The 26154-nt window shown below is 44.8% G+C and carries 23 protein-coding genes and 1 pseudogene; 12 read left to right on the top strand and 12 right to left on the bottom strand.

The window, feature by feature from the left end; all coding sequences use genetic code 11:
• Positions 1 to 150: 150 nt before the first annotated feature.
• From abc-f to NST34_RS05520, 8 genes are all read right to left on the bottom strand, one after another.
• Positions 151 to 2001: a ribosomal protection-like ABC-F family protein gene (gene abc-f, locus NST34_RS05555; RefSeq protein WP_341127330.1), complete on the bottom strand. Its 1851-nt coding sequence runs from the start codon at positions 1999 to 2001 to the stop codon at positions 151 to 153.
• Positions 2002 to 2384: 383 nt separating this feature from the next.
• Entirely contained in the window at positions 2385 to 3299 is a 915-nt protein-coding gene (locus NST34_RS05550; RefSeq protein ID WP_256716435.1) for a L,D-transpeptidase family protein, read from the bottom strand.
• A gap of 214 nt (positions 3300 to 3513) precedes the next feature.
• A complete protein-coding gene (locus tag NST34_RS05545) occupies positions 3514 to 3648 on the bottom strand; it encodes a VOC family protein (protein ID WP_341127329.1) in 135 nt (44 codons plus the stop codon).
• A gap of 148 nt (positions 3649 to 3796) precedes the next feature.
• A complete protein-coding gene (locus NST34_RS05540) occupies positions 3797 to 4495 on the bottom strand; it encodes a copper homeostasis protein CutC (RefSeq protein ID WP_341049893.1) in 699 nt (232 codons plus the stop codon).
• 153 nt (positions 4496 to 4648) lie between these two features.
• Complete coding sequence (locus tag NST34_RS05535) at positions 4649 to 5617, bottom strand: sugar phosphate isomerase/epimerase family protein (protein WP_042185436.1); 969 nt, start codon at positions 5615 to 5617, stop codon at positions 4649 to 4651.
• Complete coding sequence (locus NST34_RS05530) at positions 5618 to 6349, bottom strand: ThuA domain-containing protein (RefSeq protein ID WP_076284004.1); 732 nt, start codon at positions 6347 to 6349, stop codon at positions 5618 to 5620.
• 145 nt (positions 6350 to 6494) lie between these two features.
• The gene (locus tag NST34_RS05525) at positions 6495 to 7574 is read right to left on the bottom strand and encodes a Gfo/Idh/MocA family protein (protein ID WP_042185435.1); all 1080 of its coding nucleotides are present in this window, start codon (positions 7572 to 7574) and stop codon (positions 6495 to 6497) included.
• A 7-nt stretch (positions 7575 to 7581) separates the two neighbouring features.
• Positions 7582 to 8535 carry an AraC family transcriptional regulator gene (locus tag NST34_RS05520; protein WP_076284002.1) on the bottom strand — a complete coding sequence of 318 codons (954 nt, stop codon included), beginning with the start codon at positions 8533 to 8535 and terminating at the stop codon, positions 7582 to 7584.
• Positions 8536 to 8926: 391 nt separating this feature from the next.
• Between NST34_RS05520 and NST34_RS05515 the strand changes: the two genes are divergently transcribed.
• From NST34_RS05515 to NST34_RS05495, 5 genes are all read left to right on the top strand, one after another.
• Positions 8927 to 9931: a LacI family DNA-binding transcriptional regulator gene (locus tag NST34_RS05515; protein ID WP_076284001.1), complete on the top strand. Its 1005-nt coding sequence runs from the start codon at positions 8927 to 8929 to the stop codon at positions 9929 to 9931.
• Between the two features lie 155 nt (positions 9932 to 10086).
• Entirely contained in the window at positions 10087 to 11346 is a 1260-nt protein-coding gene (locus tag NST34_RS05510) for an ABC transporter substrate-binding protein (protein WP_076284000.1), read from the top strand.
• A gap of 82 nt (positions 11347 to 11428) precedes the next feature.
• Positions 11429 to 12295, top strand: a complete 867-nt coding sequence (locus tag NST34_RS05505; RefSeq protein ID WP_042185429.1) for a carbohydrate ABC transporter permease — start codon at positions 11429 to 11431, stop codon at positions 12293 to 12295.
• Positions 12292 to 13113, top strand: coding sequence for a carbohydrate ABC transporter permease (locus tag NST34_RS05500; protein WP_179085741.1), 822 nt, complete (start codon positions 12292 to 12294; stop codon positions 13111 to 13113). Before NST34_RS05505 ends, NST34_RS05500 begins: the two co-directional genes overlap by 4 nt.
• 37 nt (positions 13114 to 13150) lie before the next feature.
• Positions 13151 to 14839: a glycoside hydrolase family 13 protein gene (locus NST34_RS05495; protein WP_341127328.1), complete on the top strand. Its 1689-nt coding sequence runs from the start codon at positions 13151 to 13153 to the stop codon at positions 14837 to 14839.
• Between the two features lie 113 nt (positions 14840 to 14952).
• On the opposite strand, the pseudogene NST34_RS05490 reads toward NST34_RS05495, so the two are convergent.
• The 3 genes and pseudogenes from NST34_RS05490 to NST34_RS05480 all read right to left on the bottom strand — a co-directional run bounded on the left by NST34_RS05490 (position 14953) and on the right by NST34_RS05480 (position 17624).
• A pseudogene (locus NST34_RS05490) lies at positions 14953 to 15496 on the bottom strand (GNAT family N-acetyltransferase).
• Between the two features lie 82 nt (positions 15497 to 15578).
• Positions 15579 to 16112: an NAD(+) diphosphatase gene (locus NST34_RS05485; RefSeq protein WP_076283997.1), complete on the bottom strand. Its 534-nt coding sequence runs from the start codon at positions 16110 to 16112 to the stop codon at positions 15579 to 15581.
• A gap of 36 nt (positions 16113 to 16148) precedes the next feature.
• Complete coding sequence (locus NST34_RS05480) at positions 16149 to 17624, bottom strand: amidase family protein (RefSeq protein ID WP_341127327.1); 1476 nt, start codon at positions 17622 to 17624, stop codon at positions 16149 to 16151.
• 269 nt (positions 17625 to 17893) lie between these two features.
• Here NST34_RS05480 and NST34_RS05475 point away from each other — a divergent pair, with 269 nt between their 5' ends.
• The 7 genes from NST34_RS05475 to NST34_RS05445 all read left to right on the top strand — a co-directional run bounded on the left by NST34_RS05475 (position 17894) and on the right by NST34_RS05445 (position 25180).
• On the top strand, positions 17894 to 18739 hold the full coding sequence (locus tag NST34_RS05475; RefSeq protein WP_341127326.1) for an STM4015 family protein: 846 nt from the start codon (positions 17894 to 17896) through the stop codon (positions 18737 to 18739).
• On the top strand, positions 18699 to 20036 hold the full coding sequence (locus NST34_RS05470; RefSeq protein ID WP_341127325.1) for an STM4014 family protein: 1338 nt from the start codon (positions 18699 to 18701) through the stop codon (positions 20034 to 20036). The genes NST34_RS05475 and NST34_RS05470 overlap by 41 nt, the downstream gene beginning before the upstream one ends.
• Positions 20036 to 20818, top strand: coding sequence for an STM4013/SEN3800 family hydrolase (locus tag NST34_RS05465; RefSeq protein ID WP_042185413.1), 783 nt, complete (start codon positions 20036 to 20038; stop codon positions 20816 to 20818). Before NST34_RS05470 ends, NST34_RS05465 begins: the two co-directional genes overlap by 1 nt.
• Before the next feature lie 22 nt (positions 20819 to 20840).
• A complete protein-coding gene (locus tag NST34_RS05460) occupies positions 20841 to 22190 on the top strand; it encodes an STM4012 family radical SAM protein (protein ID WP_341127324.1) in 1350 nt (449 codons plus the stop codon).
• Positions 22187 to 23053: an STM4011 family radical SAM protein gene (locus NST34_RS05455; RefSeq protein WP_341127323.1), complete on the top strand. Its 867-nt coding sequence runs from the start codon at positions 22187 to 22189 to the stop codon at positions 23051 to 23053. The genes NST34_RS05460 and NST34_RS05455 overlap by 4 nt, the downstream gene beginning before the upstream one ends.
• Before the next feature lie 163 nt (positions 23054 to 23216).
• Positions 23217 to 23945 carry a glycerophosphodiester phosphodiesterase gene (locus NST34_RS05450; RefSeq protein WP_076301059.1) on the top strand — a complete coding sequence of 243 codons (729 nt, stop codon included), beginning with the start codon at positions 23217 to 23219 and terminating at the stop codon, positions 23943 to 23945.
• A gap of 17 nt (positions 23946 to 23962) precedes the next feature.
• Positions 23963 to 25180, top strand: coding sequence for an SLC45 family MFS transporter (locus NST34_RS05445; protein ID WP_341127322.1), 1218 nt, complete (start codon positions 23963 to 23965; stop codon positions 25178 to 25180).
• 100 nt (positions 25181 to 25280) lie between these two features.
• Here NST34_RS05445 and NST34_RS05440 read toward each other — a convergent pair whose 3' ends face one another.
• Positions 25281 to 26099 carry a GGDEF domain-containing protein gene (locus tag NST34_RS05440; RefSeq protein WP_081382828.1) on the bottom strand — a complete coding sequence of 273 codons (819 nt, stop codon included), beginning with the start codon at positions 26097 to 26099 and terminating at the stop codon, positions 25281 to 25283.
• Positions 26100 to 26154 lie beyond the last annotated feature (55 nt).

The following is a 26154-nucleotide window of genomic DNA, read 5'->3' as shown; positions in this document are numbered from 1 at the left end:
TAGAGCCTCCCCTTCAAAATTTTCTGTATGCAAAACATCCATATTCATCCAATTATACACTTTGACTGTGATGACTCCTAACGGAATATTCGAAAAAACAACCCAGCCCAAGATACCTTCTATCCTGAGCTAGGTTGTGTCGGTTCTTCCCTATGAGTGTATAGTTTTTTCCTTACCCTCTATTTCCTGAATCTGCGCCCTCAGATTAACGATTTCCGCCATTAACGCTTCATTCTCCTCCTCTGTATCCCTAGTTCCGCTCTGGATCAGTTGATTCAGACGCAGCTGCAGAAGAACGAGGTCGTCCTCAAGGGCCTGTTCTTTACGGGTAAGCACTCGACTCCTGTCTTTTGAGATGTATTCCTCATAGGAACCTTGAAAAAACTTCGGTGCCTGAGTCGGTGCTAGTATTACCAAACGATTAGCTACTTTAGTGTGAAGGTACCGGTCATGTGAGACCATCACAATTCCTCCCGGATATACCCTTAGCGCTTCTTCTACTCGTTCCCTAGTGTCAATGTCCAGATAATTGGTGGGTTCATCCAGTACTAATAGGTTAGCTTTTCCAAAGTACAGTTTAAGGAAAGCTACACGACATTTCTCCCCCAGACTTAAATCACCAATTCGTTTAAAGACATCATCCCGCGAAAATAAAAAGCAGCCCAGAATCGTTCGTGCCTCCGTTTGGGTCATACCTGGCAGTTCAAGCAAACTATCCAGAATGGTGGACGACACCGCTAGATTATCGAGCTCTTGCGCAAAATAACCAACCTTCGTACGCGGATGCAGCCGCACTTCACCTTTGCTAGGTTGATGAATACCAGCAATCAGCTTCAGCAAAGAAGACTTACCGACACCATTAGGACCCAGAATAGCGAGACGATCTCCTCGACTCAATGTCAAACTGAAATTTTTCAGTACAGGCGCACTACCCTTATATGCAAAATCAATCTCGCGGAGTGACAGCAAAGTGTCCGCCATAAACGCTTCACTTTCCAGCTTCATCTTCAGCTTACTTGTCTCGCGTGGTAATTCCACACGGTTCTTATTTAAGCGTTCGAGTGCAGCTTCCTTCGCATGAAGACGAGATACGTTCTTCTTTGATTTCGCACGCAGGAAATCATGCTGTCCGGCAGCACGGTGTGCCTGTTGGAACCATTCGGAATACCTTCTGATGCTCTCCAGCAGCTTCTCCTTTTCCTGTTCCTGCTTCTTATATTGTCCCTCTAGCGTTCGCGCCTCTACCTCCTTCTGCTCCCGATACTGCGTATATCCACCCGAATACCGGCGACACCCCTCTGGACTAAGCTCCAGCAACGCCGTCGCCGTTCGATCGATGAACGTACGATCATGCGAAACATAAAGCACAGTTCCGGGATAGGTATGGACCCATTGTTCCAACCACTCCATCGTTTCTCCATCTAAGTGATTCGTCGGCTCATCTAGAATCAACAGCTTCGGCTGCTGAGCTAACAATGCGGCCAATTGAACGCGTGTCTTTTGCCCACCGCTTAGCGATGGATACGGCACATTCCAAACCGAACGCTCAAGTTTGAGCTGCTTCAAGCATTTTTCCGCTTTTGCCTCCCAGTCATAACCACCAAGCTGCAAGTATTGATCGTACACTTCGGCGTATTCAGCCAATCCCGCTTCACTCTCGTCGTTCTGCTCCTGCAACCTCTGACTGAGAATTTCAAGCCTGCGCTTCAATTGGGGGAGCTCTGGCGATCCGGCGATTACGTAATCCAAGGCGGTCACTTCTTCGGATACTTCTAGCTGCTGATCCAGCACACCCCATTCCTCACGTGGCAAACCATGATAGATACTTCCCTCCTCAAAGAGGAGGCGACCGATCAGCCCCTTAAGTAATGTGGTTTTGCCGACTCCATTACGACCGAACAAGAGCACACGCTCTCCTTCTGATATCTCAAAGGACACCTTCTCGAATAACAGGGTCCCGTTCCATTCTTTACGTAAATTTTTTGTTTTTATTAGGGTCATATTCCATTCCTCCGATTATATTGCAAATAAAAAACCGCAGCCAGCGGTCTGCGGTCAAATAGCGTATGATGGGGAGGGAAATATGCCATAACATGAATAGACTACGGCCGTGATCACCTGCTGTATGCAGAGTAAACCAAACAATAGATAGATCTATTCATATAAAAGCAACGTAAGACCCCCGACCGACACACGTATCCCTGACCGTTATCACCCTGAACGGGTGATCCGTGACTTGTGCATATGCACTTCACAAGCTCAATGGTCTACTTCTAGGAAACGTGTTAGTTATTCATCAGTCGGTGGTCCTCCGTCATTGTCCGAATTGGTTTGAATGAATATAGTATATACCCATTAAGCCAGAATTAAAAGTTCAAGAATAGTTATAAAATAATCTTTACCGACTGAGACTGTGAACTCCATTGCACCTGAATACCAAATAATTCGGGCAAGATGCTCAGCGGAATCATCAATCGACCATTTTCATTACGGGACGCCGGTATCGTAAGTGTCTTTCCATTCACAACAGCCTGATCGGATAAAGGCTGATGTGCCACCGTACGATTTCCTATCGTAATTAGCAGTGCACCTGTTCCAGCTTTGCTCTGTAAAGTTCCACCTAACAAGGCTACAGATTCTCTCAGCGGAACAAATACACGGGAGTTATCCATTAAAAAAGGATCTTTTAGCTTTGTCGTGACTCCATCCAGCTCAAAAGCTCCAGCAAACATCTTACTTCCTACGGAATACCCATTTTTAGTCGCAATACTCTCCATAGCCAGTGTGCTTGTTGTAATAATGACCCTTGTATTTTTAGCTATTTTTGGGTACAGCCAGTGGATGTCATCATTATGCATTCGAATACATCCGGCGCTGACATACTTTCCTATGGAGGACTCATTATTATTGCCGTGAATCGCATATGTGGTACCATAAGTTCCGTTCACTTCTAGCCCTAGCCAGCGGTCGCCAAGTGGATTGGCCGGATCACCCCCGGGTATTTTCTCTTTGTAATAGGGTCTGTTCTTTACTTTAACTACCATTTTGAAGCTGCCTTCAGGCGTCAGTTCCTTTGATTTTCCTGTTGCGACTGGAAAAGTCTTCACAAGCTTGCCATCACTGAAATACGCGAGTTTGTTTGTCTTTTTGTTCACGATAATCAGATCTGATCCAGCAGCAGCTTCCGCCTTTCCCACACCTGTAAAACATGCAGCGAACAGAAGTCCAAATACAAGCATCAGCTTCATGTTCCGCTGTAATAATGATTCAAACCGGCCACCCGAAACGAAAAATCCCAATTTTCTCCACCTCCATATATAAAGACGAAATCATTTCAATTTTGTTGCATACCAACCTGTACCTATTCTTTTCAACTCGTCCCCCACATTTGACGCAGAGATTGCAATACTGTAACCAAGTGAACGCACATTAAAAAAGCCGACCTTTGGATAACCAAAGATCAGCTCTATATTTTATATGCTCAGTATTTCATGATTAGACAACTAATGTTTCTTACCTGAACCAAATGCAATCACGTACCGCCCACCAATCATTCACTTCACAGCTTAACGCTGTAGCGTAAAATTCCTTGGAACGCTCCAGATTGGATACTAACCTTACTTGAACCGAGAACTGTACCTTACTCACTGTAGGTCATCCTCCGATTGTCATATTTGGCTTGATCAACATTCGTAAATTTAATATTCCGATTTTATAATATCATCCAAATAAGGAGATTAAATCGAAATCAACGGACAAGCCTATCGGAGAATGAAATCAATAAGTACCGGTGAGGTTACTGCTCTTTTCTTTGATCCAAAAAGTTTCGAACAACCTGCAAGCGAAGAGGATCTATCGGCTTTAGCGCATCTCCATCTTCTCTAACGGCTGAACCGAAATGAACTCGGCGCACACCCGTTTGTTTTATAAAATCACTTAACCCATCTGCCGTTAACCCACTGCCAGCAAGAATAGATATAGATTGCTTCGAGGTAAGCTGCTCCAGCGCAGCAAGACGTTCCGCACCTTTAGGGGCTGTATTCTCGGCTCCTGATGTTAGAATGTCAGTAATTTGAGGATAACGCATCAATATTTCTAACGCCTCAAATTGATCCCTCACTTCATCAAAAGCACGATGGAATGTCACCTCCAAACCTTTTGCAGTACGAAGTAACCTTTGAAGTGACTCTTCGTCAATTGTTCCATCAGGGCGTAACATGCCCATTACGACAGATAACCCGCCGATAGATACGATATGCTGAATATCCTGCTCCATGGTTTCTATATCATCCTTATCATAAGAAAAGGATCTGGCATGGGGTCTAACCATTACCCTGACCGGGATAGAGACAGCATTGCGCACTTTTTCAATAAGTCCCAGACTGGGCGTCAATCCCCCTTCACTGATCCCAGTGATCAATTCAATTCGATCAGCTCCATAACGCTCGGCCAGTACTGCATCACTTAATGTTGTAGCAATAACTTCTAGTAACATTGTTGTCTCTCCTTTATTCATCTTAGAACCTTGCTTTCTGCTATTTTCTACATCCGCACATTATCCTAACCCACATCCACATAAACACGCAAAAAAAGGTCTTGATCCTCTACAAACACTAGAGAATCAAGACCTTTCGTTCTTAAACTATTCTTACGCCCACCACATACCTTGTGGTTGATCGCGAATAAGAATGGATTGCAAATTGGTTACTGCACGTTGGAAGCCTTCGTCTACCGTCATAAGAGGGTCTTCATGCTCGATGCTGACCACATAATCATAACCGTAAGTACGCAGCGCACTCATGATATCCGACCATTCAGATATGCTGTGTCCACAGCCAACGGAGCGGAAGGTCCACGCGCGGGTCTGTACATCGCCATAAGGCTGCATATCCGTCAGACCATACATATTAATATTGTCCTGATCCAGGTACGTGTCCTTGGCATGGAAATGATGGATCGCGCCAGCTTTACCAAGAATCTTGATCGCGCCTACAGGATCGATGCCTTGCCACCACAGATGGCTCGGGTCTAGATTCGCGCCGATCGCATCACAGGTTGCTTCTCTAAGCTTCAGAATCGTGTAAGGAGTATGGCAGAGGAATCCGCCATGAAGCTCGATACCGATCTTAACGCCATGCTCCTCAGCCAGCTTACCAATTTCCTTCCAGTAAGGGATCAGTTTATGCTCCCACTGCCAGGTTTTGATGTCGCTGTACACGGTAGGCCAAGGTGTAACTGGCCAGTTCGGTGCTTTTGCATCGTCGCTGTCTCCCGCGGTTCCCGAGAAAGTGTTCACTACCTTAACGCCCATTAGCGAAGCTAGCTTGATCGACTTACGCAGAATTTCGTCACCTTCACGAGCTTCTTCTTTATCCGGCGAAATCGGGTTATTATGGCAACTGAATGCACTGATCATAATGCCACGTTTCGTGAACTTCTCCAGATATTCCTTACGTGCTGATTCGCTGGCAAGCAGCTCATCTGTTGGACAGTGGGCATTTCCGGGATTGCCTCCTGAACCGATCTCTACCGCATTCAAACCAGCAGCAGCGATTTTATCAAGCATCTCATCGAGAGTCAAACTTCCAAATACAGGATCAAATACGCCTAATTTCATTTATAATACCACCTTTTCTTTGATTGGCTCCAAAGCTTCAGAATGTCCGTAAACTGGATAATCACGCTTCGTTGGTGCACACCAGTTCACACCATTGATGATCACTCTTTGGATTTCTTTGTTGTAATAGGTTGGATAAGATTCATGACCAGGTTGGAAATAAAAGATCTTCCCGTTCCCACGACGATAGGTCGATCCGCTTGGGAACACATTGCCGCCTTCAAACCAGCCGACAAAAATTAGACTCTCTGGTGCTGGCACATCAAAATGTGCTCCGTACATTTCCTCTTGCTCCAAATCGATATATTCACCAATGCCCTCAGCAATCGGGTGACTTGGGTCCATGACCCAAAGACGCTCCTTCTCCCCTGCTTCACGCCACTTTAGATCACAGCTGGTGCCCATTAACTTCATGAATATTTTGGACATATGACCCGAATGAAGAACCACTAGTCCCATGCCTTGAAGCACTCTTTGGTGAACACGATTTACAATCTCATCACTAACTTCTTGATGGGCAACATGTCCCCACCAAATCAGTACATCTGTGTTATCCAGCACATCTTGTGTCAGTCCATGCTCCGGTTCATCCAGCGTAGCTGTCTGAGCGTCCAGTCCAGCTTCCTGAAGGAAGCTTGCCAATTGTCCGTGAATCCCTTGCGGATAGACCTTGAGAATTCTCTCTTCCTGCCGTTCATGGCGGAATTCATTCCATACCGTTACTCTGGTCACTTTGGACACACTCCTAGTTCATAGTTATCTATGTCGTTAAACTTGACTGTTTATTCAAGAAGAAACGCCGTTGTCATCCTTAGAAGATGACAAACGTTTCTCGTAGAAAAGTAAGGATTAAGTATAACGTGGAACTTATACTTTCTTACTTTTCAAAAAATACAGGCATGCCAGTCTCAGAGGATTTATAAATAGCCTCCAAGATGCGGGTAACAACGAGTGCCTGCTCTGGCTTCACTACAGGCTCGGTGTCATTGACGATGCTTTCGATCCACTGAGTAGCCTCCGTTAATGCAGGATCATCTCCCGCGCCATCATAAAAGTCAACGCCACCGGCTTCCAGGCTGATATGCTTCTCGAATGTCTTGCCGTATTCTTCTCCGTTAATGCGCAGACCGTTCTCCATATCCGCTCCACCTTCAGTACCGCAAAGCACAGTTTTAGCTTCACCAACATCAAGGGTATTCAGCGCCCAGCTTGCTTCGAGAACGATGCTAGCTCCATTCTCCATAGTAATGAATCCAATTGCGGAATCCTCAACTGTAAATTTCTCTGGATCCCACGGGCCCCAAGCGTTCGCAGCGTTTTTACGACCGGACAGCTTATGATAAGCGTTACCGACAACATATTTTGGTTTGTAGTTATCCATCATCCAAAGAGTCAAATCAAGGGCATGAGTACCGATATCAATCAATGGACCTCCGCCTTGCGCTTCCTCGTCCAGAAACACGCCCCACGTTGGAACGGCACGACGACGGATCGCTTTAGCTTTAGCATAATAAATCTCTCCAAGACCATCATTCTCGCATACCGTATGCAGATAAGCTGAATCTGGTCTGAAACGGTTTTGGTAACCGATGGTCAGCTTCTTCCCAGTTCGTTTTGAAGCATCGATCATTGCTTGCGCTTCTGCTGTGGTCTTAGCCATCGGCTTTTCACACATTACATGCTTGCCTGCCTCCATTGCCGCAATGGAAATCTCTGCATGGGAAATGTTTGGTGTACATACATGAATTACATCTATACTTGCATCTTTAAGAAGCTCTTTATAATCTGTGTAAACCACGGAGCCCTCATCCCCAAACTCCGCTTTTGCCTTCTCAGCACGCTCTGGAACGATATCGCAAAAAGCAACCATTCGAGCACCTTCCACTTTTGATAGCGCTGGCATATGTTTGCCGTTTGCAATGCCTCCGCAGCCGATAATTCCTACTGTTAATGTCATTTTTATTCTAACCTCCACTTGTTCCTGTTTTGATATCTCTATCATACAAAGCCCGGGGGCGTCTTTCTTCCTGCATTCTTGCTGTATTATTCCCGAATATTGTCTTATGGTATTTTAGGGGGGATATCCCCGTGGCATCTTTGAAAAAATGATGGAATGTCTTCACGCTGCCAAACCCGGCGGCTTCCGCCACCGCAGACATCGGCAAATCTTCATTGATTAAGATCCATTTAGCTTTGTTAAGCCGATATTCGTTTAAGAAAGCTATAAAGGTCATACCAGTATTCTTCTTGAATAGCTTGGTAAAATAATACGGACTAAAGCCCATATAGCTAGCTACCTCATTCAGCGTAATGGCTTCCTGGTAATGCTGCTCTACATAGATAAAAATCCGCTCTAATCTTTCCAGTGTTTCTCTGGACTGGTTCAGCGTATCTTCCGAGAACTTAGGCTGTTTATTGAGTGCACTCTTAGGCACTTCCCGTAAAATAACGGTCAATAGTTCAAACAATCTAGCTTTGATTAAGTAAGCGTACCCATCTCTTCGCTGCACGTCTTCCTCATAAATACTCTCAATCAGCCCTTTGATCTTCACGGCGGTTGCTTCGGGCCATTTTGAACTAGAATGCTCCATAAGCGTAAAAACCTCACGAAGCGAATAATCATTTCCGCTCAAAGCTGCGACTTCCTGAAACAGGTTAAGATCGAATTGAATTACTACCCGTTCGCTTTCAGGTGAGGCGAGAAAATAATGGACATCCCCACCGTTGATAAATTGAACCTCACCCTGCTCCATGTGAATAGGGGTATCATTTATTCCCAGATTTAGACTTCCTTTAGTTACATATATAATTTCAATTTCTTTATGCCAATGCGGATAGCACAGCGTATCTCCTCCACATAGTAAACTTCTAAAAGGAAAATGCTTATCCACATCTGGAATTTCGAGATAAATATTCATAAGCGCAGCTCCTTATCCGGTTAAACACTAAACCAACGATAAACAATCAATCCGATTTCACGTAAGCGTTTACTGTCTAAATGTTAGTCCTCTAATATTCTTTTGTCAATTCTGGGTCTCTGTATTCTTAATATCCTGCTCCAACTACATTTCTCCCTCTTATACACCACTTTAACAGAGATTTTCTGGTAATTTAATCGGTTTCATTCTATTGAAAAATAATTACCTTTTATGGTTCTTATCATTCACATATTTTTTAAGTGGAGTTGACAAGCATACCTGTCAGGATTTATATTCAGGGTAAGCGTTTACGTAATACTTTTTAATGAATTTGATTTTCGAAGCGTAAACGTTTAATCTTAGGCTAACCGTAATCTAAGGAGTCGTATGAATGAACCCAACAATTAAAGATGTTGCACAAAAAGCGAACGTTTCCATTGCAACAGTCTCTCGCGTGCTAAACAATTTAAGTGGGTACTCCGACAAGACGAAACAAAAGGTAAATGAAGCTATCAAAGAACTCGGCTATCAACCTAACGCGATTGCTCGTGGTCTAATCAATAAGCGTACGCAGACCATTGGTGTAATGTTTCCAAGTGTTTCTGGAGCGTTCTCCTCCGATCTGCTTAAAGGCATTGAGGAATTGGCCAATGACCGCAATTACAGTGTAATGGTCTGTAATACCGACCAGGATGGTAAACGAACGTTAAAGTACTTACAGCTCTTAAGGGAGAAGCAGGTCGATGGCATTATTTACTCTAGTGAGGTCTTGAAGAAAGAGTATTACGATGTGCTAGAAACCATGAAGATCCCAGTTGTGTTGGTTTCTTCCCAAACGGAATTTGCCAGTGTACCTTACGTGAAAGTAGACGATTACCAGGCTGCTTATGATGCTACCCTCTACTTAATTTCCAAAGGTCATAGCAAAATAGCCATGATCAGCGGAAATCCAAGCGATGCTATCGCTGGTGCACCCAGAGCCGAGGGATATCGTAAAGCGCTTGAAGCGAGTGGGATTCCTTTCGACAGCCGCTATCTCACCTTTGGAGACTTTCTGTATGAAAGCGGGAGCATTGCAATGGAAGCTCTCTTGGAGCAAGCCCCTGATGTCACTGCCGTCTTTGCCGCTAGTGATGAAATGGCGATTGGTGCTCTTTCCACGGTCATCAAATATGGTTTAAGTGTTCCCGACGATATATCCATTATGGGTTATGACGATCTTGGAATGGCGAAAATGATTATTCCTCCGTTAACTACAGTGCGTCAACCACTGTACGATATTGGTAAGATCGCCGTGGAGAAGCTTATTCAGATGATTGAAACAGGCGAGACTGTAGATAGCAAAATTGTCGATCACTTAATTGTGGAAAGACAAACGGTAAGATCACTTACCTGAGTCTTTTTACCCCTTTTACGTAAACGTTTACTCTCTCTATTGGTGATGCATATCTGCCGCCTATAAGTAGCAGAATATCAATTAGTTTTCATTTACGTACATGTTTAATCTCTTACATGTTCATAATACCAACAAATTATTAGGAGGATTTAATCATGAAAAAAACAATCAAACCCGTAGTGGTTAGCGTACTGGCTATGTCCGTACTTAGTGCCTGTGGTAGCAATGCGGCTGACAACAGCGCAAATAGTGGTGGAAATGCCTCCTCCGGTGAAAAGGTAAAAGTTGAGTTTTTCCAAAATAAAACCGAAGCCAAAGCCACCTTCGACAAGCTGGTTGCGAAATTCAATGAAGCCAATCCAAATATTGTTGTCACACAGGTTAACCCGCCAGATGCTGAAACGGTATTGAAAACTCGTGCAGCGAAGAAAGATATTCCTGACGTGGTAGGGATCGGAGCAACTGACACCTACAAGACGTTATCTGGCAGCGGTCTTTTTGAAGATTTCACAGGTGATCCACTCGCTGAGAATATCCAGCCAGCATATCTTCAAATGCTGAAAGACCTGACGGGTTCGGACGAACTGAATGGTCTTCCATTCTCTTCAAACGCAAGTGGTGTCATTTACAATAAAGCGATGTTCGCTGAAGCCGGTGTTACTGTTCCAACTACTTGGGATGAGTTCATGGCTGTCGCTCAAAAGTTCAAGGACAGCGGTAAAAATGCTTTTTACCTGACACTGAAGGATTCATGGACAACACTTACGCCGTTCAACTCCCTCTCCACGATCATTAAAGGGAATGATTTCTTCAAGGAGCGTGCGGCAGGCACTGTAACCTTCGCTGACAGCTTTAACGAGGTTGCTGAAAAGCTGCTTAAGCTGACGGAATACGGACAAAAAGATATTTTTGGTAAAGGTTACAATGACGGAAACACAGCATTCGCTAAAGGTGAATCCGCAATGTACCTGCAAGGCGTATGGGCAATCCCAGAAATCGTGAAAGCCAATCCATCCATTGAACTTGGCGTATTCCCATTCCCAGCAACAAATGATGCTGCCGATAACAAAGTCATTTCTGGCGTAGATACGTTGCTGACGATTTCCAAGAACACTAAACATAAAGAAGAAGCAAAGAAATTCGTAGACTTCCTGCTTCAACCTGAGAATGTTAGCCTATACATCAATGAGCAAAAAGCATTCCCAGCTGTAAAAGGTGTAACACAAGATGATCCAACGATGGATGGCTTCAAAGAAGCGTTTACCGCTGGCAACTTGGCTGACTTTGCTGACCACTACATCCCAAGTGCGATGAAAGTGGATACCATCAACCAATCCTTCTTGCAAAAGAAAGACATTAAAGCTTACCTAGAACAGCTTGATAAGGAATGGGATAAAGTAGCTAACCGGAAATAAACTGATCAGACAAACATGAACCGCGAAAGAGAACGGGGCTTCCCCTCTTCTCTTTCGCTTTTACAATGAGGAGGATTACATGATGGCCAAACGCCGAGTCGCCTTTTATCTGATGACTATACCGGCATTACTTCTTTTCTTTGCCTTCCATACCTTTCCTGCAATCCAGGGTATATATTATTCGTTCACGAACTGGGACGGCTTTAGTGACAGCTTTGATTACGTAGGATTTAAGAACTTCATTAACATTTTTCAAGATGAAAATGTGTTGAATTCATATGTGTTCACTTTTAAATATGCCATTCTAACCACTATTCTTATCAATATCATCAGCTTGTTGATTGCGCTTGGACTTAACGCCAAAATTAAAGCTAAAAACTTTTTCCGTGGCGTATATTTCTTGCCGAATATCCTCAGCGTATTGATTGTTGGTTTTATTTTTAACTACTTGTTCGCTAATGTATTCCCTATTTGGGGTGCGAAAATCGGCAGCGAATTCCTATCACAGAACATTCTCGGTAACTCCGACTGGGCTTGGATCGGTATCGTCATTGTAGCCGTTTGGCAGGGGATTGCTTATAACACGATTCTCTATCTTGCGGGTCTTCAAACCATTCCTCATGATCTTTACGAAGCTTCCAATCTGGACGGCGCTAGCCGCTGGAGAGAATTCTGGAGCATTACGTTTCCAATGCTTGCTTCCTTCTTCACCATCAATATGGTGCTCGCGATGAAGGGCGGTCTAATGGTATTCGACCAAATCGTTGCCTTGACAGGCGGGGGTCCAGGTCGTTCAACGCAATCCATTGCCCACTTAATCTACACAGGCGGCTTCCAAGGCGGAGAATTTGCCTATCAATCGGCGAACGCCGTGATTTATTTTATCGTGATTGTCGTTATCTCCGCCCTTCAGCTTAAATTTCTGCAGAAACGGGAGATGGACTTATGATCAAAAAATCAACCAACTGGCCTGTAACGATTCTTATCGCCCTAGGCTCAATACTGATCCTGTTTCCGCTGTACATGACCATTGCCATCGCACTCAAGAATCCCGAGGAAATGGCTCAATCAATCTTCTCGCTGCCAACTGGCCTGCATTTTGAGAACTTCTCCAATGCGATTAAAGCAACGAATTTCTTCAATGCATTAGGAAATAGTACCGTGATTACCATTACAACAGTCGTGTTCATATTGCTTACCAACTCCATGGTAGCCTATGCTATTGCACGTAATATGAAGCGAAGATTTTTCAAAGTGCTGTACTTCTATTTTATCAGCGCAATGTTTATCCCTTTCCAGATTATCATGCTGCCTGTGGTCAAAGTGACTACGGATCTGCACATGAACAACATTGTAGGGATTATTATTCTATACGTCGTATATGGTCTGGCCTTTAACGTGTTTGTTTACACCGGTTATATCCGTTCCATTCCGTATGAACTGGAAGAAGCGGCTACAGTAGACGGTGCATCAACCTTCGGAACGTTCTGGAAGATTATTTTTCCGCTTCTTGCTCCTGTTAGTGCAACGATCGGTATCCTGTCTTGTCTATCCACTTGGAATGACTTTATGCTACCGCTGGTTCTGCTCGGCGATCAGGATTCCTACACACTTCCGCTGGTACAATATGTATTTCAGGGGCAGTTCAGTACAGATTTCAACTTAGCTTTCGCTTCATATTTGCTCGCATTAACCCCGATGCTCATCGTCTATTTGTTCGCACAAAAATGGATTATCAGCGGACTTACATCAGGATCCATTAAATAAAATAGTAAGATCTATATAGAGATAGGAGATTACAACCTTGGATAAAAAATGGTGGAAAGAAAGCGTAGTGTATCAAATTTACCCCCGCAGCTTTAAAGACAGTAACGGGGATGGTATTGGTGATCTGCAAGGGATTATTTCGAAACTTGATTATTTAAATCATCTTGGTGTCGACGTGGTGTGGCTGTGCCCAGTGTACCAGTCGCCTAATGACGATAACGGTTATGATATCAGTAATTATCAAAGTATTATGGATGATTTCGGAACGCTCTCCGATTGGGAGGAACTGCTTGCTGGTCTTCACAGCCGTGGCATGAAGCTGATTATGGACCTTGTGGTCAACCATTCCTCAGATGAGCATGCTTGGTTCGTAGAGTCCCGCAAATCGCAGGACAATCCTTATCGTGATTATTATATCTGGCGTCCGGGTAAAGACGGACAGCCGCCGAACGACTGGGGCTCCTTCTTCAGTGGATCAGCTTGGGAATACGATGAGAAATCAGAGGAATATTACCTCCATCTATTCTCCCGTAAACAACCCGATCTAAATTGGGACAATCCAAAGCTCCGCAAGGAAATCTACGATATGATGACCTGGTGGCTGGATAAAGGAATTGACGGATTCCGCATGGACGTAATCAACCTGATCTCCAAAGTACCGGAATTACCTAGCGTTTCTGGGGAAAGTAACGGAGAACAGCCTACGTACCACTTCGGTGGAGACTATTTCGTTAACGGTCCACGCGTACATGAGTATATGCAGGAAATGAACCGTGAGGTGCTATCCAAGTACGATATCATGACAGTGGGTGAAGCCGTTAATGTCACTCCAGAAGAAGCTTCACTGTATGTTTCCGAGGATCGTAACGAGCTGAACATGGTATTCCATTTCGAGCTCATGGACGTCGATTCCGGTCCTGGAGGTAAATGGAATGTACAGCCTTGGAAGCTGGCGGACATTAAGTCCATTATTTCCAAGTGGCAAGTCGCACTCGACGGTAAGGGTTGGAACAGCCTGTATATGAACAACCATGATCAGCCGCGTATGCTATCCCGCTTTGGTGATGATAAGCTGTTCCCGAAAGAGTCTGGCAAAATGCTAGCAACACTGCTTCACACGCTCCAAGGTACACCTTACATCTATCAAGGTGAAGAAATCGGCATGACAAATGTACAATTTGCTTCCATCGATGACTACAAGGATATTGAAATTGTAAATATGTATAAGGAATACTTGGCTGCCGGACACTCGGAAGAAAAAATCATGAATTCCATTTACATCAAAGGTCGGGACAATGGCCGTACGCCGATGCAATGGAACTCGGAACCGCAGGCAGGCTTCACTACCGGCAATCCGTGGTTGGCTGTGAACCCTAACTACAAAGATATCAACGTAGAGAAGGCACTGGCTGATCCCGATTCTATTTTCCACTACTATAAGAAGCTAATTGAACTGCGTAAGCAGCATGAGATTATCGTATACGGAAACTATACTATCTTGGCCGAGGAGAATGAGCAGGTATACGCTTATCTACGTACTCTTGGAGAAGAACAGCTACTGGTTGTATTGAATTTCTTCGGAGAGCCTACGACTTTCGAACTTCCTTCTACTGTGAAATTCCAAGCGAAGGAATTGCTTATTGCCAACTACGAAGTAAATCCAGAAGAAGAAATAAACACAATTCAGCTTCGTCCTTATGAAGCTCGTGTATATAAGCTTAAATAATAAAATCCATCCGATCTGTCAGCAAAGATCAATGGTAGAACTATAAAAAGGAGCCCTTCGGCTCCTTTTTGTTTTATATGCTTGTAAAAACTTTAAAATTCACTGTATGTAGCTTAACCTTCAGAGTTAATAATTCCATAATGAATAAGGTCATCATATTTATTTTCTTTATAGATATGTTGTAATAAAATGCCTTCCTCCACCATTCCACATTTTTGCATTACCTTCCCAGAGCCGGGATTTGAAGCAAAGTGTCTTGCAAATACTTTATGATAATGCTTTTCTGAAAAAGCAAACGCAATGATCGCTTTTGCTGCTTCAGTCGCGTATCCTTTCCCCCAATTCCTCACCGATCCAATATCCAACTTCACCATTTCTGTGTGCTTGCTTATTTGTCAGTCCTATAGCTCCATAAAGCTCGTTTGTACTTTTATCAGTAATCGCAAACTCATAATACATATTATTGATAAAATTCTCTTCATGAGCTTCAATCCATGATATTGCACATTCGATAGTGTATGGATAAGGTAGGGTCAACGTACTTTTGTAGATATTATAATTATTGCAGAGGTCAGAGACACGTTTTGCATCAGATAATTCAAAGGGTCTCAAAATCAATCTTTCGGTCGTCATTCTTCTTTTCTCTTGATTAAACATTGTTTTACCTCCGCTCCAGAATCTCCTGCACCATCGGCATCGCCAAACTCATATTCTCCGCTGAAAGCTATATACTATCATCTTACATTGTTCCTCCTACCGATACTGGATTTACCTGTACCTGATCTGCATGCAATTTTTCAATAATGGCCAACAGGAAGGTTTCGGCTAGACTATTCTTTTTAATAGCACTGGCGGCCTCTTCCAAAGTAAACCATTCTGCATGATCTACCTCAGCACTCACCTGACTTAAGTCCTCCGTATCTGCAACACCTATAAAATTCAGCATCAGCGTATTAGAAGGTGCGAAATACAAGCTGCGCATATATTCATAAGCTACAATATCAATTCCTACCTCTTCTTTTACCTCACGAATAAGTGTGGTTTCCGCATCTTCACCTTTATTCACGTACCCTGCAAGCAATATATAATCTGGTCGGTTATACTGCTGAATCAATAGAATCTTATTCATATCCCGATTTAATACTGCTGTACTGATCGCCGTGCTAAAAATAGGGAATCTGAACGTTTCGCATGCATTACAATAAGGTACCTGCCCTTCCCCATCGCTTTCTTTCATTACCAACGCTGTTCCACACTCTAGACAATATTTCAAGCTGATCTCTTCCTTCTATAATAAAGTAGTCAATACCTATTCCAGTTGCGGTGGAACACGATGCTGCGTAGCTTGTTCAAACCCATAGGCTATGGATAGGAGCGTAGGCTCACTATAGGCTTTTCCGGAAAAAACTACACCAAAGGGCCCCCGAGTAGGATCACCATCAGCATCAATAATGCCCTGTTCTACATACCCTGCCGGAACGGTAATTAACGGATACCCCAAGCGTGCCGCAATATACATACCATCTACATCACCTGGCAGTAATAATGCATCCAAACTATATTGTTCCAACACGTAATCTATTCCTTGCTCGAGCGCTAGCTTTCTGTATTCTTGTTTCTTTTGCTGATATTCTTCTTCGGTTAAAGTTACTTCCTCTGACCTAGTTAATGTGTCTTGCCCATATTGTAATGCGATTTCAGCATGGATCTCATTATACGCTATCAGTTCTTGCAAAGAGTGAATCGGAACGGAATCATCTACCCCAGATAAATACGCATTGAGCCCCTTTTTAAATTCATAACAGATCACATCATTATTCCAGTTTTGTTGTTCAACGTAAAGCGTAACCGGATCTATAATCGTAGCCCCTTCATTCTTCAAAGTCTGGATAGCTGCTTCCATAATTGAAAGTCGCTCTGCATCTAAATGGTTATAATAATGCCGCGGGATGCCTATTCTTGCTTGCCGTATAAAGCTTTTATCTAAAAAAGGAGTATAGTCCATAAAAGCATGCTTCTCGCTCGATATTGTTGCTTCATCCTTGTCATCTACTCCCGTTAATGCCCCCAAAATAATCGCCGCATCCGTAACCGTTTTAGCAATAGGTCCAGGAGTGTCTTGGCTAACTGAAATAGGAATCACTCCAGTACGACTGACTAATCCGACCGTTGGTTTGATCCCGACGAGAGCATGCTGACAGGCTGGCCCAACAATTGATCCCGCGGTTTCCGTTCCGATCGATGCTGCTGCCAAATTCGCCGCAATAGCTGCCGCAGGTCCAGAACTAGATCCGCTGACAAATACGCTCCCAGGTCCGTAAGGGTTCAGCACTAGCCCTCCCCGGGAGCTATACCCAGCTGGCATTGAACTAGACATAAAGTTAGACCACTCCGACATATTCGCCTTTCCAAGCAAAACAGCTCCTGCCGACCGAAGTTTCGCAGCTACGAAGGAATCTTTTGCCGCGAATGATCCTGCTAAAGCTATTGACCCAGCACTCGTATGCATTTTATCCGCGGTATCTATATTATCCTTCAACAATATAGGAATACCGTGTAGACTTCCCCGACTTCCTTGTTCCCTACGTTCAATATCCAGTGCTCTAGCGATGTCTTTAGCCTCTGGATTGATTTCTAAGATTGCGTTTATGTCTATATCGTACTTATGAATCCGTTCCAAATAGGCTGCTACCAAATCTTCTGAGCTGACTACGCCTGCTTCCATAGCCGCTTGCAGCTTTGCAATATCCGCTTCTATTATCCATTCCTGAATTTTGATCTTCATCAGAACAGCTCCTTCAAGTATAATCGCCTTCGGCGTCCTTATAAGGACGGTAAGCGTTTAGCGAGAAATATAAGGATAAAATATAGTGTGAAACGTATACTTTCTTATATTTCAAAATAATGTAATTCTCCCTAGCATAAACCTACCATAAATAATTAGCTCAAGGACATGACGAATTTGACTATAATTATTTAAACCTGTGATTTGACTCCCTCGGCTACAGATGATAGGGTATTTTCGAAGTTAAATTTTTCCGGGAGGGAATGCCCATGACGGAAGTAAAGCTTAGTATCGGATACGACGAATTCGAAGAAGGCCAAAGAATTGGCACTGAAATTGAGAAACTTAGTAACAGCCCTGAAAGTTCTTCGCTGACAAGTCTAATTATCGGTGATTGGGGGCAAGCCTACGAAAATAGTTCAGAAGAAGTTGTAGAGTCACTGGTTACGCATAGTGCTAGTTTCCCTGCTTTGCGCAAGCTTTTCATAGGCGAGATGGGCTATGAGGAATGCGAGATTTCTTGGATTACCCAAAGTGATCTATCGCCGTTGCTCCCTGCTTTTCCAGAGCTACAGTCACTCACGATTCAAGGTGGGAATGAGCTGAGCCTCTCAGAACTCAAACACGACAAGCTAGAAGAACTGATTATTATAAGTGGAGGCTTAGGTAAAGCCGTTCTTGAACAGATTGCAACTAGCCAATTGCCGAATTTGCGCAAGCTGGAGCTATATCTCGGCGTAGATAACTACGGATTTGACGGCAGCCTAGCAGATCTTCTCCCTCTTATAGAAGTAGGAAAGTTCCCTAAGCTTACTTATCTAGGTTTAAAAAATAGCCAGATCCAAGATGAGATCGCAGGTGCATTAGCAAATGCTCCTATTCTGGAGCAGCTAGATACGCTCGATCTATCACTCGGTACCCTAAGCGATGAGGGGGCGGAATTGCTTCTAGCCAGCGACAGAATCAAAAAATTAAAAGCATTAAACCTAAGCCATCATTATATGTCCGACGATATGATTAGCCGCTGGAAGCAAAGTGGATTGCCTGTTGATGTTAGCGACAAGCAGGAAAGCGATGATGAGGAAGACTGGCGTTATCCTTCCATCACAGAGTGAGCCACTCATGAGGCCGATGATCGTTATCGGTATTCCCGGTGATAAACGGACTAGCGGCATCCAGCAAGCGCGTTCCGATCTTGGAATGCCCCCTGCCATTATTTTATCGTACGCTGAGTTTCTGCAAGGAAGATCGTTAGGTGATCTTATGGAAGAGCAGAAGAAACAGATACCCCGTCAGTCCTCCGTTTATAACGGAGTAGATCTCAGTGCAGCTCCCCCGCTACTGAGACTGGAATCGCCTGGCAGCAGCTTCGAGATAGAACGAGCCATTATCGCTCTGGGTGCACCGGATTCGGATGATATGGACGATTCCCTTCATCCCTTCGCCGATAGACCTGATCCGCGACCACTCCGCGTGAAGGTAGCCCGTCAATTGAAGGAAATGCAAGGTGTCCTGCATCATCCATCTCAATGGTTCCGTGGCTACTGCCGAATGCTGGCTAGACTACAGCGAGAGGCCAACACCGCGTGTCCAGGTTCGCTGTGGTTAAATGACCCTACTGACATTGCGGCCATGACCGATAAACGCCAGACACAACAGATTCTGAGCGAGGCAGGGATTCCAATCCCTCGCCCAGTAGGCGAAGATCAGCAGCCTACGGATTATGACTCTCTCCGGGAGATGATGTTATCCCGGCGCATGCACCGGGTATTCATTAAGCTGGCCTTTGGTTCTGCCGCTTCTGGAGTGATCGCCTATCAAATCCATCCTGTGACGGGGGCCGAAATTGCCTTAACAACAGTGGGGGTCGAGGATTACATCACTCGACCACCCATTTACTATAATTCCGGTAAACTGCGACGGTACACGGATACCGCCACAATCTCGGGAATTATGAACTGGATCTACCAGCACGGTGCTTATGCTGAGCAATGGATCCCTAAAGCGGGGCTTAAGGGAAAAGCATTCGATATTCGCCAGCTAGTCGTTCTCCGCGAGGCCTGCCACGCGGTTGCCCGGGTCAGCCCTACACCAATTACGAATCTGCATTTACGCAACCAGCGGATGTCTCTTTCGGAAGCCGGTCTGTCTGAATCCGTACAGGAGCAGGTGCGGAATACCGCTGTGCAAGCACTGGCTGCTTTTCCCCGTTCCGGGGTAGCCGGAATCGATGTACTCGTCTCCGGGGGTTCACAGCAATGTTTTGTCGCGGATGTCAATCCATTTGGCGACTTGCTGTACGATGTGAAATACCGCGGCTGCAGCACCTACGAATGGGAAATGAAGGTATTGTCGGCTAGAGACTATATCACACCTCCCTCCACACCGCTTATAAAGGAAGGATTATCTTAATGGATATGAACACCATCGTCGGCACTCATGACATTCTTATGATCACACTTGATACTCTTCGTTATGATGCTGCTGTTATGGAAGAATCAAACTGCCCGAACTTGTGTGGAACCGGATCATGGGAGAAAAGACATACCCCAGGCAGCTTTACCTATGCGGCTCATCACGCCTTCTTCGGCGGTTTTTTGCCTACTCCAGCCACAACGGATAAGACGGAACATATCCGAATGTTCCATTCCCGAAACACCGGAATGAAGACTCATCCCCATACCTGGCTGTTCGATACACCCGATATCGTATCCGGGCTTGCTGCCGAGGGCTACCGTACGGTTTGTATTGGGGGCGTTATTTTTTTCACCAAAAAAAATCCACTCGCTCGTGTGTTACCAAGCTATTTCCAGCAAAGCTACTGGCGGATGACGTTCGGGGTCACCAATCCGCGTTCCACAGAGCATCAGGTGAATCATGCCTTGAAGCTGCTGAAGGATACTCCGGGCGAACAAAGATTGTTCATGTTCCTCAATGTCTCAGCCATCCACGGGCCGAATCATTATTTTATACCCGGTGCTAAAAAGGACTCCGTAGACAGCCAGCGCGCCGCACTCCGCTATGTGGATGGGGAACTGGGCCGATTATTCGATGCCTTCCGGGAACGCGGTAATCCTACCTTCTGTCTGGCGTTTTCTGATCATGGAACCGCTTTTGGCGAAGATGGCTATCAGGGGCATCGCTTGGCTCACGAGACCGTATGGAACGTCCCTTATCGGGAATTTATTTTATAAAAGGAAAGGATGGAGAACTGTTATGACGTTATCGTCCTTCTCTTTAGAAGAGCTTCACCAATGGAAAGACAATATTACTACTAACCCTTACCGATCTTATCTGTATTCCTATCCACACAAAACAGCTTACAGGGATCTACAGCCTCCGATACCACTAGAATCCTTATGGCGAGATGAGCCTGCAGAATCTTTTTTTCTATATATGCATATCCCGTTTTGCGGTGCTCGCTGTGGATTCTGCAACCTGTTCACCTTGCCTGATAAACGCGCGAATGTTCACGCTACATACGTAGACGCGCTAGAACGTCAAGCCAAGCAGTGGGCCGCGTTCACCAAACATAAGCCGTATGCCCGTTTCGCGATTGGTGGGGGTACGCCTACATTACTGGCGGCAGATCAACTGCGCCGTTTGTTCCACATTGCCGTTGATACGATGGGATTGGATATTAGCTCAGCCTCCATCTCAGTGGAAACTTCACCGGAGACGATCACCGAAGAGAAGCTGAATATTCTAAAAGAATATACGGTGGATCGGGTCAGCATGGGCATTCAAAGCTTTGTCGCAGCTGAATCGGCGGCCATCTATCGCCCACAAAATCCGGATGAGGTGTATCGCGCACTAGAGCTGCTGGGAAAATATGATTTTCCCATTCTAAATTTGGATCTGATCTATGGTCTTCCGGGGCAGTCCGTCGACTCTTGGCTGTATTCGCTAAATCAGACGCTTAGCTATAATCCTGAGGAAATCTTTATTTATCCGCTCTACACCCGTGAGCACACCATCGTAAAGCCAGGGGATATCCAGCGCCAGGAGGATATTCGCCTAGACTGCTACAAGGCCGCTGGGCAGCTGCTTAAAGCCAGAGGTTATCGCCAATATTCCATGCGTCGTTTCGCCAAGGAAACCGCAGGAACGGATAAAAGCATTCTTGACTACAGCTGTCAGGAAGAAGGAATGGTCGGGCTAGGCTGCGGGGCTAGGTCCTATACCCGCAATGTGCATTACGCTTCCCGTTATGGGGTGAGCCGTAAAGCAACCGAGAGCATTATTGCCGATTACGTCAGTACAGATCGTTACGATACGGCAGATTACGGAATTGTGCTAAGTCTGGAAGAACAGAAGCGTCGCTTTATTCTAAAGGCGATTTTACATAGTGAAGGTCTGAGGCTTGAAGATTATAGTCTGCGCTTCGGAAATTCACTCTGGAGTGATTATCCTGAACTGTCTAACCTGCTTCATACCGGCTTAGGGAAAGAAGAAGATGGAGTTTTACGCCTCACTACTGAAGGCATGGGCTACTCCGATTCCATCGGTGATTGGTTTATTTCAGGAGAGATACGAGAGCAGATGGAAAGGTTCGTATTGCCATGAATGCGGTCCTCTACTACCGTGGGTCTCTCACCTCCTGCAACTATGACTGCCCCTACTGTCCTTTCGGCAAAACAAGAGACAGCGCAGCCACTCTCGCGAAGGATCGACAAGGATTGGAGACCTTTGTCGAGTGGGCCTCTCTGCAAGGTACAGCGGGCCATCGGCTGTCTATCTTTTTCAATCCTTATGGCGAAGGTCTGATTCATCGCTGGTACAAAGAAGCGATGATCTCGCTCTCCAATATGGAGCACGTGGAGAAGGTAGCTATTCAGACGAACCTGTCGGCAAATCTTGACTTCATTCATAAGCTGAATCGAAACAAGGCTGCCTTTTGGGCTACTTACCACCCCGGACAGGTGAGCGAGGATAAGTTTCTAACGCAATGCATGACCTTGTATGAGAATAATATGCCTTTCAGTGTAGGGAGCGTTGGGATCCGCAGCGCCTTTCCTGCTATAGCCTCGCTTCGCGCAGCATTACCGGAGAGTGTATATCTATGGGTCAATGCTTATAAAGATAAACCGGATTACTATACTGCCGAGGATCTTTCCATTCTGAGCAAAATTGATCCGCATTTTGCTGTGAATGCTATGGATTACGAGAGCCTTGGTCAAACCTGCAACGCTGGAAATGAAGTCTTTTATGTACAAGGCGCTGGACTGGTGAAACGCTGCTATAAGGACAGAGGTGTCATAGGCAATCTCTACCGCGATGGCTTGGAAGGCCTATCCGCTGTAAGAGCCTGCCGAATGAAGGTATGCGACTGTTATATCGGTTATATTCATATGCCAGAGCTGAAGCTGCAAAACATCTATGGATCAGGTCTGCTGGAACGGATTCCTTATGGCGCTATGAATCATTGATGCGAGAATTTGCAGTAAGATTAACTGCATGTTAAATTTCAAGAAATAGAGCCCTGTCAGTATTTCTAGACAGGGTTTCTTGTCTTCGTGTGGAATATGAAAAAAAAAGTAGCCCTCGTCTACAGGGCGACAGCAAACACTAAGTTGGAGGGATGAATAGCTGATGAAAAACATTATTAATTTTGCGCATCGCGGCGCATCGGCAGTGTGTCCGGAAAATACTATGGCAGCGTTCCGCAAAGGTCTTGAGTTAGGTGCAACCGGGATTGAAACTGATGTACAAATGACAAAGGATGGCGGGCTTGTTCTTATTCATGATGAAACCCTAAACCGTACGACAAGCGGAAGTGGCTATGTGAAGGATAAAACCCTTGCAGAAATTCTGGAAGTGGACGCGGGCTCTTGGTTCAGTCCCGAGTTCAAAGGCGAGAAACTCCCCTTGCTAGAAGATTTGTTAGATCTGCTGCAAGGTCGAGATACAGTACTGAACATCGAGTTTAAAAATGGTACTTTCTTTTACCCGGGTATGGAGGAAAAGGTTATCGCGGCTGTACGTGAGTTCAAGATGAGCGATCGCGTGATTTTTTCAAGCTTTAACCATTATTCATTAGCTCACAGTAAAACGATCGCACCTGAGATCAAGACAGGAATTCTATACGGGGAAGGTCTGTATCGTCCTTGGGATTATGCAGCTACGCTTGGCGCAAACGCACTACATGCTTATCATCAAGCGGTACTTCCTGAATTCGTCGAAGAAGCCGCTAAGCATGGCATCGCTTATCATCCTTGGACTGTTAATGATCCAGAGCGGATGAAAGCTTTAATCGAAGCTGGAGTGTCAGGTATTATTACAGATCATCCAGATGTGCTCGCTGGGCTTCTAGCTAAATAATAAGGGAGTGTGACTGTGTGAAAAAAGTCTGGTTGCTCGGATTCGGCTTTTTCAGCATCAGCATTACGTGGAGTCTGTATAACGCATTTGTACCCTTTTTTCTAGAAAAATACGTACATAGTGTGGCACTTATCAGCTTCTTGATGACGATTGATAATTACTTTGCCTTATTCCTGCAGCCTTGGATTGGCAACCGTAGTGACCGCACTACCTCGCGTTTTGGACGCAGAATGCCTTATCTTATGATAGGTATGCCTTTCGCTGCCGTGCTAACCATGCTGATTCCGTTTCATACCGGACTATTTACACTTCTGTTGTTTATGATGCTAATGAATCTGGCCATGAGCTTATACCGTTCACCAACCGTCGCCCTTATGCCGGACATTACGCCAGAAGAGCAGCGTACAAAGGCCAACGGGCTGATTAATTTCATGGGTGGGTTCGGTTCTATTCTCGCTTTTGGCGTAGGTTCGATCCTGTATAAATCCAATCCAGCACTTCCGTTTATCGTAGCTGGACTGATTACCTTATTATGTATGTTTATCGTATCACGCTTCATTAAAGAAAATCGGGACGACGTAAACATGCAAATGAAGCTTTCTTCAGAAGCAGCTACTGCCACCAAGCCCTCTCGTATTTCCTTTCGAAGTCAGCTTGACCGTACCACAATATTTTTGCTAGCGGCGATTTTCTTCTGGTTCGTAGCATATCAAGGCGTTGAGACACTGTTTACCTTATATGGCAAACATCATCTCGGCCTAAGCGAACAGGCGGCCTCTTTCTCGCTCACTTTCTTCTCTTTGGCTTTTGTACTATTCGCCATTCCGAGCGGTTGGCTGGGCGGAAGATTCGGGAAGAAAAAAATGATCATCATCGGCGTATGCGGACTAATGACCATTTTTGCTCTCGTCGGTTTTGCAAAGGACTTATTGCTCCTTCGAGGGTTACTGTTGCTAGGTGGAGTCTTCTGGGCTTGTATTAATATCAATTCCTATCCTTATGTTGTGGCAACAGGGACAGAAGAGAGCATTGGTACACGAACAGGGATGTATTATCTTGTCTCTTCCCTTGCGGCCATCAGTTCGCCTCCACTATTGGGACTTATGATTGATATCTTTGATTACTCGATCCTGTTCTACGTGGCGGCGATTAGTATGGCAGTTGCTCTTGTCTGCTTGTTCCTCATGAAAGGCCGCAAGGATGTGACTAACAGCATTCATTCGCCTGGCGCATAATTTCATTTCAAAGGGAATAGTTAGTCCAATAAAAATAGCGGCAGTCTAGGACCTATTGTAGAGGTCCATGGCTGCCGCTTGTATTTTACACCAACTCATTCTAATTCTTATAGACGGAGTAACGCCCCGTACCAAGCTGTTTGGCAGCGTACATCGCTGTATCTGCTTCATTTAGCAGCCTAAAATGATCCACCTTACCATGACTTATGCTGATCCCTATACTCATGGATACGAACAAGTTATGTTCGCCAAGCTGGTAACTCTTAGTCGTCTTCTCCAGAATCCGCACAGCAAGCTGCTCCGCTTCCTTCTGAGTGCTACCTTTGGCGACAATCACAAATTCATCCCCACCGACGCGGAAAATATGACGTTTTCTTTTGCTGGAGAATTGAATTAGGTTTTTACCCACTTCTTGCAGCAATAAGTCCCCCACATGATGCCCCAAGCTGTCATTGATCGATTTGAAACGATTCAGATCCAGAAACAAAACAGCAAGCTGCTCATTTACTTTGCATCGATCCCAAAAATGATCCATTCCATTCTTATTCAATAACCCCGTTAAAGCATCCTTATACGCCAGTTCTTTCAATTGCTCTCTTTCAGCCAATACTAGATTCATGCGTGTAAGTAAAAACATACATAGGGCTATCGTAAGACTATAGACCAACAGCGGTATAATAACCCCATCATCGGCCACTTCATTTCCCAGTAAGGTTTCTACACCTAGCTGGTGCATGATCCATAGGGAGGCGACGATAATGATCACGGAAAGACCGGTATGAATCGCTCTTTTTTGAGGCGTTTTAGATGAAATATCCCGGTAAAGTCTTAGCACTAAATAACCGGCCGCTGCTGCGATGAGAATGGAGAATAACGTTTGTAAGTAAATCTGGACCTCTGCCACCTTAAATTCGCACATCCTTCTGACTACAAAAATGATTAACTATCTGAGCAATTACTATATTAAAATGCTC

It is taken from the genome of Paenibacillus sp. FSL H7-0714, assembly GCF_038003765.1.
Taxonomy (GTDB): Bacteria; Bacillota; Bacilli; order Paenibacillales; family Paenibacillaceae; genus Paenibacillus_AQ.
Note: the sequence above shows the minus strand (reverse complement) of the source record. Positions and strands in the feature narration are given on the sequence as shown.